7 protein-coding genes are annotated in these 6386 nt (G+C 64.3%); 6 read left to right on the top strand and 1 reads right to left on the bottom strand.

Features of this window, described 5'->3' with window-relative positions; translation table 11 throughout:
* From EOA33_RS20275 to EOA33_RS20260, 4 genes are all read left to right on the top strand, one after another.
* Positions 1-403: ABC transporter permease subunit (locus tag EOA33_RS20275; protein ID WP_127406402.1), on the top strand; the 403-nt coding region annotated here is incomplete at its 5' end.
* Positions 404-433: 30 nt separating this feature from the next.
* A complete protein-coding gene (locus EOA33_RS20270) occupies positions 434-1504 on the top strand; it encodes an ABC transporter substrate-binding protein (protein WP_127406401.1) in 1071 nt (356 codons plus the stop codon).
* A 208-nt stretch (positions 1505-1712) separates the two neighbouring features.
* On the top strand, positions 1713-2321 hold the full coding sequence (locus EOA33_RS20265) for a cupin domain-containing protein (RefSeq protein ID WP_126056005.1): 609 nt from the start codon (positions 1713-1715) through the stop codon (positions 2319-2321).
* Entirely contained in the window at positions 2311-3396 is a 1086-nt protein-coding gene (locus EOA33_RS20260; protein WP_127406400.1) for an ABC transporter ATP-binding protein, read from the top strand. The genes EOA33_RS20265 and EOA33_RS20260 overlap by 11 nt, the downstream gene beginning before the upstream one ends.
* 9 nt (positions 3397-3405) lie before the next feature.
* Here the strand turns inward: EOA33_RS20260 and EOA33_RS20255 are convergent, their stop codons facing one another.
* On the bottom strand, positions 3406-4107 hold the full coding sequence (locus EOA33_RS20255) for a GntR family transcriptional regulator (RefSeq protein WP_189363166.1): 702 nt from the start codon (positions 4105-4107) through the stop codon (positions 3406-3408).
* A 232-nt stretch (positions 4108-4339) separates the two neighbouring features.
* Between EOA33_RS20255 and EOA33_RS20250 the strand changes: the two genes are divergently transcribed.
* Both EOA33_RS20250 and EOA33_RS20245 read left to right on the top strand, forming a co-directional pair.
* Complete coding sequence (locus EOA33_RS20250; RefSeq protein WP_127406398.1) at positions 4340-5380, top strand: ABC transporter substrate-binding protein; 1041 nt, start codon at positions 4340-4342, stop codon at positions 5378-5380.
* A gap of 84 nt (positions 5381-5464) precedes the next feature.
* A partial coding sequence (locus tag EOA33_RS20245; RefSeq protein WP_145989211.1) for an ABC transporter ATP-binding protein occupies positions 5465-6386 on the top strand: 922 nt, incomplete at its 3' end.

Raw genomic sequence — 6386 nt, 5'->3', positions numbered from 1 at the left:
CATCCTGGTCGCGCTGCCGACGACAGTGGTCGTCATGCGCAGCCGCTTCGCCGCCATCCCGAAGACCATCCGCGAGGCGGCGCTCGACCTCGGCGCGTCCGACTGGACGACGTTCCGACGCGTCATGCTGCCGCTGAGTGTGCCGGCCGTGCTGTCGGCCTTCATGCTTGCCTTCCTGATCTCCTTCGACGAGTTCATCGTCGTCTTCTTCCTCGCCGGCACCGAGCCGACGCTGCCGCTCTACATCTGGAGCCAGCTGCGCTTCCCGCGCTCGCTGCCGATCGTCATGGCGCTCGGAACGGTGATCCTGGCCGTGTCCTTCATCATTGCCGGCACTGCCGAAATCCTGCGCCACCGCGGCCTTGGCGCTGCGCGCCGGCCAGCCGCCGCCAATCCAGCCTGAACCACAACAACGAAAGAGAGGAGAACGAAAATGACATTCCAGCTGAAATCGATCACCGGACACAAGACCCGCGCCGGCCTTACGGCCCTGGCGCTCGCGCTGTCGTCGACCGTCGCCTTTGCCGCCGACAAGCTGCAGTATTTCACATGGTCCGGCTACGAACTGCCCGACTTCAACAAGAGCTTCCTCGCGGCCCATCCGGACGGCGTCGAGGCCTCGATCTTCGGCGACGACGACGACGCCTTCACCAAGGTCAAGGCCGGCTTCCGGCCGGACATCGCGCACCCCTGCTATGACAAGGTGGCGCGCTGGAACAAGGAAGGCCTGCTGCAGCCGATCGACACCAAGCGCATCAAGAACTGGGATTCAATCTTCCCGGTGTTCAAGAACCTGCCCGACATCCAGGCCGGCGACGGCAAGGTCTGGATGGTGCCGTGGGACTGGGGCAACACCTCGATCCTCTACCGCACCGATCTGGTCAAGAACCCCGAGGCGAGCTGGAAGCTTCTGTGGGACAAGCAGTATGCCGGTCGCATGGCGACCATCGACGCCGTGCATGACACGCCGATCGTCGCGGCACTGCTCGCCGGCGTGAACCCCTTCGACATGACTCCGGAGCAGATGGACAAGGTGGCGGAGAAGCTGCGCGAGCAGCGGCCGCTGCTGTCCAGCTACACCACCGACATGACCTCGGTCGAACAGGCGCTGGCAAGCGGCCAGCTCGTCGCCGCCGTGACCTGGAACGCGTCGGCCACATCGCTGAAGAAACAGGGCGTGCCGGTCGAGTTCATGAAGCCGAAGGAGGGCATGCTGACCTGGTCCTGCGGCTTCGTCATGCTGAAGGACGCCAAGAACGTCGATCTCGCCTATGACTTCATCAACAGCCGGCTGGACGCCGACTCGGGCAAGTATCTGATCCAGTCCTATGGCTATGGCAGTTCGCTGAGCACAGCTTTCGCCGGCGTGGCGAAGGACGAACTGGACAAGCTGCAACTGCCGTCGGATCCGGAAGTGATGCTGAAGACCACGATCTTCACCGGGCCGATGAAGCAGAATGACGACGTCGCCAAGATGTTCGAGAAGGTGAAGGCCGGGGGGTAAGCTGCGGCTCCACCTTCTCCCCTTGTGGGAGAAGGTGGATCGGCGCGCAGCGCCGAGACGGATGAGGGGTGTTGGACGGATCGCCGTCGTTGCCAAGCTGGAACACCCCTCATCCGTCGCCTTCGGCGACACCTCCTCCCACAAGGGGAGAAGGGGAGGCTGGCGGCGCTGCGCCGCACCGGTAAAGAGACCAAACAAGGACTAACGCATGGATGTTTTTGACGAATCGGCCGAGAAGCCGAAGGACGATGCCGATGTGCGCGTCGGCCGGCGCGTGCGGGCGCTCAGGCTGGAGCGCAAGCTGTCGCTGGCCGAGCTTGCGGTAAAAGCCGGCATTTCGATAGGCGCGCTCAGCCAGATCGAGCGCGGCATGTCATCGCTGCGCGTCAAGGTGATCTGGCCGCTTGCAGCCGCGCTAGACATCGAACCGTCGGCACTGATCGCCGACGGCAATGAGGCGGTCAATGATCTCTACTGCGTGCGCGCCGACAAGCGGCGGCAGATCCCCGTCAAGTCGGAAGGCATCGCCAAGGCGCTGCTGTCGCCGCCTGCCGCGACGCTCACCGGCATGCTGGTGAGCGTCGAGGCCGGCGGCGGAACGGCCGAGGCCTACGCCCATGCAGGCCATGAGTTCGGCTTCGTGATGGCCGGCGAGGTCGAACTGGTGGTGGACGCAACCTCCTACGTGCTCAAGGCCGGCGACAGCTTTGCCTTCAAGAGCACGCTGCTGCATGCCTTCCGCAACCCCGGCGCCGAGCGCTGCGAGATCCTTTGGGTCAACACGACAAAACCCTCCGAGGTGCGCGATGGCGCCTGATGCGCTCGTTCGATTGCAGAAGGTCTCAAAGGTCTTTCCGGGTGGTGTGGTTGGTCTCGACGCCGTCGAGCTAGATATCGCTCCGGGTGAGTTCCTGACCCTGCTCGGCCCGTCCGGTTGCGGCAAGACCACCAGCCTGCGCGTCATTGCCGGTTTCGAGAGCCCGACCAGCGGCAATGTTCTGCTTGAGGGCCGCGACATAACGGGCCTGAGGCCCTTCGATCGCCCGGTCAATACCGTCTTCCAGGACTATGCGCTCTTCCCGCACATGGACGTCGCAGAGAATGTCGGCTTCGGCCTGTCGCTACGCGGGCTGTCCGGCGCCGAGCAGGCGAAACGCGTCGGCGAGGCGCTCGACATGGTCGGCCTTGCCGACAAGCTCGGCGCCCGCGTTTTCGAACTCTCCGGCGGCCAGCGCCAGCGCGTCGCGCTTGCCCGCGCCATCGTCTGCCAGCCGCGCGTTCTGTTGCTCGACGAGCCGCTGTCGGCGCTTGACGCGCATCTGCGCGAGCAGATGCAGGTCGAGCTGAAGCGGCTGCAATCCCGCCTCGGCACCACCTTCGTCATGGTCACCCATGACCAGACCGAGGCGCTGTCGATCTCCGACCGCATCGTCGTCATGAACAAGGGCCTCATCGAGCAGATCGCGCCGCCGGCGATTCTCTACGACCGCCCTGCGACGAAGTTCGTCGCCTCCTTCATCGGCACCATGAACCTCCTGCAGTCGCGCTTCGTCGGCCGCGATGGCGAGCGCCTGCGCTTTGCGGCTGGCGAGCTGGCGTTGGAAGCTGTATCCGACACCGGCGAGGCGCCGGCCGCCGGAGACACACGCACCATCGGCGTGCGTCCTGAGGACCTTTTGGCGACCACCGAGGCCGCCGATGGCACCGCGCCGGCGCGGGTAAGCGGCGTTGTCTTTCATGGCCGCACGCTGCGCCTCCACGCCGAACTGGGGCAGGGGACATCCATCATCATCGATGCTCCGCGCCGCGCTGACGGTTTTCAATTCAGCGTCGGCGACGTGGCGCACATCAGGCTGCGGCGTGGCGCCAATTGCCCTTTGCTTACCAATTGACCGCTTGGCTCACGACGCCTTGGCGAAAAAACCCTGATAGTCGGACTTGGCCTGTAGCAGGCGCAGGATGTTCTCACGCGACCCACGCACATGGGCGCGGGCGCGATCGCCCGCCAGGGCCACGTCGCCGGCGCAAATCGCTTCGACGATGCCGGTATGTTCCTCGCGGGTGACCTTCCACTCGTCCAGCCACAGGAGCTCTGTCCACACATATTGCTGGCATTTGTCGAGTATGACGCAGAGCATGCCGTGCAGCATTTCGTTGCCGCCGATTTCGGCAATCACGCGGTGCAAATCGATGCCGACCTGCAATTCCTCGAACTGCTCCCTGGTGCCGCGGTCGGGGATCGCGGCCAGCCGCTCGCATTCGGCAAGAATCGCGCGCAGCCTCGTCTTGTCGGCGGCGGTGGCGGTGGCCGCCGCCAGTTCGGTCGCGCGCCCGTCGAGCAATTCGCGGATGTCGAAGGCCTCGCGGAACATGGTCAGGTTGAACTCCGCCACGACATAGCCCTGGCGCGGGCGGCCGATCATCAGGCCGTCACGCTCCAGCCGGTTGAAGGCCTCGCGCACCGGCGTGCGGCTGACCTTTAGGCGCTCGGCCATGTCGGTCTCCGTGACGCGGGAGCCGGGCGGGATCTGGCCGGTGATGATCAGCGCCTTCAGCTTCTCGAACACCGAATCGCGCAGCGTGTTCTTTCTTTCCTTGCTCAAGCGTCCCGCCTCCAACGGTCTGTCGTGGTTTCGCAGTTTAGGGCCTTTTAGCGCTTGCTTGAAACAGGACCGTTTCGAGAACGGCAAGCACTCCGGCTCTCGCCTCCGTCTTTCGTCACCATAAATTGCTTGGCGCGTGTTGACATCGGCTTCCGACGAATTACACTCAAAATTGTATACAAATTAGCATACCAAATCAACGATAATGGGAACACCGGTTGGAGAAGCGAAAATGACGAAGCTGCGTTGCATTCAGAGCCTTGCGGTCGCGGGGCTGCTGGCCTCGGTCGCCGTCCCGGCATCGGCCGCCGACACCATTACCGCCGCCTCCTGGGGCGGCACCTATCAGGAGGCGGAGACCAAGGCCTTCTTCGATCCCACGGCCAAGGAACTCGGCATCACCATCAAGCAGGACACCACCAACGGCCTCGACGACGTGCGCCTGCAGGTCACCGGCAATGCCGTCAAATGGGACATCACCGAGCTCGGCGCCGACGAATGCGCGCGCGGCTCCAAGGAAGGCCTGTTCGAGAAACTCGACTACAGCGTCATCGACAGAAGCGGCATCAATCCCAAGCTCGTCCATGACGACTGGGTCGGCATCTCCTACACCTCGGTCGTGCTGATCTACCGGACCGACGTTTTCGGCGACAAGGGGCCGAAGACCTGGGCCGATTTCTGGGATGTCGAGAAATTCCCGGGCCGCCGCGCGCTCTCAGGCAGCCAGGCGACGGAAACGCTGAGCGTCGCCGCCCTTGCCAAGGGCATCCCGATCGACAAGGTCTATCCGGTCGACATCGACGGTGCGCTGCAGTCCGTCGACAAGATCCGCGGTCATGTCGACGCCTGGTGGACCTCCGGCGCGCAGGCCATGCAGCTCGTCAAGGACGGCGAGGTCGACATGGCAAGCATCTGGAACGGCCGCGCCGGCACCTTGCGGAAGGAAGGCGCGCCGGTCAGCTTCTCCTTCGACCAAGGCGTTCTGACCGCCGACTGCATGGTCATCCCCAAGGGCTCGAAGAACAAGGACCTCGCCATGAAGGCGCTGGCCAAGTTTGTCAGCCCCGACCTTCAGGCCAACCTGCCGCTCTATGTCGACAACGGCCCGGCGAACGAGAAGGCCTTCGAGACCGGCAAGATCCCGCCGGAGCGGATCAAGGACATCAACTCGGCGCCGGACAACGTCAAGAAGCAGGTGCTGCAGGATCCCGAGTTCTGGCGCGACACCCTCGTGGAGGCGACCGAGAAGTTCGACAACCTGATCCAGCAATAGACAGGGTGGCACCGGTCGGGGCAGCGTCCAGGCGCTGCCCAGCTCCGTCCCGCCATGAATGATCCGGAGTCCAGGGAGATGCTTTTGTCCATCGCGCCGACCGCGCTTCCAATCGGCATCAGCGGCATCGAGAAGAGGTTCGGCGGCGTCTCGGTGCTGCGCGATCTTTCGCTCGATGTCGCCGCCGGCGAATTCCTGACGCTGCTTGGCCCGTCGGGCTCGGGAAAGACGACGCTGCTGATGATCCTGGCGGGCTTCGTCAGGGCGAATGCCGGCAGCATCAAGGTCGGGGGCGAGGAGATCATCGCCATGCCGCCGCACCGGCGCAACATCGGAATGGTGTTTCAGAACTATGCGCTGTTCCCGCATATGAATGTCTTCCACAACATCGCGTTTCCGTTGAAGCAGCGCCGCGTCTCGGCGTCGGAGACGGCCGAGCGCGTCGAAAAGGCGCTGGACCTCGTGCAGTTGAAAGGGCTCGGCGAGCGCCGCGTCGACCAGCTTTCCGGCGGCCAGCGGCAGCGCGTGGCGCTGGCCCGCGCCATCGTCTTCGAACCGCGCATCGTGCTGATGGACGAGCCGCTTTCGGCCCTGGACAAGAGCCTGCGCGAACACATGCAGATCGAATTGCGCAATCTGCATCGCCGGCTGGGCATGACGACCGTCTACGTCACCCACGACCAGCGCGAGGCGATCACCATGTCGGATCGCATCGCCGTCATGAATGCCGGCTGCATCGAGCAGATCGACCGGCCGGAAGTGCTCTACGCCGCGCCCAAAACGCGCTTCGTCGCCGGCTTCATCGGCGATTCCAACTTCATCCCGGTCGAAAGCCGCAACGGCAGCGTCTGGTATGAGGACAGGAAGATCCGCATGACGTCTGCGGCGCCAGCCGCCGGCTGCCATTTGATGGTGGTGCGGCCGGAAAAGCTGCGCCTCGTCGCCGACGCTCCGCCGGCGGGCAGCGTCAACGTGATCCCGGCGACGGTCGGCGACGTCATCTACC

The sequence above is a fragment of the Mesorhizobium sp. M4A.F.Ca.ET.050.02.1.1 genome (assembly GCF_003997725.1).
Lineage (GTDB): Bacteria > Pseudomonadota > Alphaproteobacteria > Rhizobiales > Rhizobiaceae > Mesorhizobium.
This window is presented reverse-complemented; position numbering and strand designations above follow the sequence as displayed.